The organism is Haladaptatus ordinarius (genome assembly GCF_054177595.1).
This window is the reverse complement of record NZ_JBPEHH010000263.1, coordinates 1-1,312: the sequence shown is the minus strand read 5'-3', so window position 1 is coordinate 1,312 and position 1,312 is coordinate 1. Positions and strand designations below refer to the sequence as shown.

The following is a 1,312-nucleotide window of genomic DNA, read 5'->3' as shown; positions in this document are numbered from 1 at the left end:
CATTCGTATTCGGTTAAGACGTAAAACCAGCATACAGTGCTGCATTCACCTCCTCAAGAAGCGTCTGGCGTGACGGAGCTGGTTGTCTCGCCTCTCGATACCACGTGTTCGGGAGATTCGGGTCGTAGTCGAACGAAACAACGATCTCAGAGAGGACTTGCTGGGCGTACGACCGAAAGGTCGTCGCCCAGCGTTCCGTTGGAAACACGCAGGTATCGCCCAGTTCCTCGGCGTGATCGACGAACAATCGAAGGATGGCTCTGCTGACCACCAGCGTCAGCAGAGCCGCCGTCACCTGAATCCGAACGATGTGTTCTTTCTCCGTCTGGAACCGCCCAAGCCCGTACTGTGACTTCAGCTCACGGAACAGCAGTTCCACGACCCACCGAGCACGGTACAGCGTCGATACATCCTCAGGACTGAACTTCCCACCCGGCAAGTTCGTCATGTACAACCGATAGCCGTCGTCGGCGTCCTCATCGCGGACGCCGACGACTCGAAATCGCTTGCTGTCCCACGACCGCGTTTCGTTGTACGCTCGCCGCTGGAACCGGACTTCGACCTCCACGTCGATGTGTTTCCGACACAGATCACCGAGAACGTCGAACACGTGCTTCCCCTCAAGCGGAATGGCGCGACCGCGCCATTCGCGCAGCTCGCGGACGATCACCGGGTTCGCACTCCGTTTGAGTCTACTGACGAAGAAGCCGCCGTTCTCGTCAATCCGCGCGAACCGGTGATACTTGAAAAAGCCGAGATCGAGCAAGAACAGCCGTCCACGCATCCACGACCCGGTTTTGAAGAGGGTGCTCTCGTGGGTTCGCTCGTCGGTGATCGCGCGGGCGATCACCGACTGAGCGGTGACACTGTGGACGAGATAGAGCTTGATTCCGGAGACATCCGGATGCGTCGCAGGGAACGCCGACAGGAATCGATGTAACCGTACGACGGTGGCGTCAGCGACGATCACATCGCGGAACTGCTCGAAGGCTGGAGCGAGGGTGTGCGGGACAGCGACCTCCTCGACGGCGTGGTCGAGGAGGTCGCGCAGGAGTCGTTCCAGTTGCGTGGTGAACCGGTCGTAGAAACTGGAGGCGACGAGATTCTGACCGGTCGCACCGTTGTACGTCCGGCGATAAGCGGCGATGGAGCGGGCTTCGCCGCCGACGGCGAAGCCCACGATCAGCGTCCAGACTAGTACTCGGACGTCCAGTTTGCGCTTCCTCACGACGACTTCGCGCTCACGCGCGAGGTCGTCGATCATACCGGATGGGAAGAGCGAAGTCAGCAGCGATGTAATTGCATCCGGGGA

1 protein-coding gene is annotated in these 1,312 nt (G+C 59.9%); it reads right to left on the bottom strand.

Annotated elements, in window-relative coordinates; genetic code table 11:
- Positions 1-13: 13 nt before the first annotated feature.
- A partial coding sequence (locus ACR3FF_RS27085) for an IS4 family transposase (protein WP_458191194.1) occupies positions 14-1,312 on the bottom strand: 1,299 nt, incomplete at its 5' end.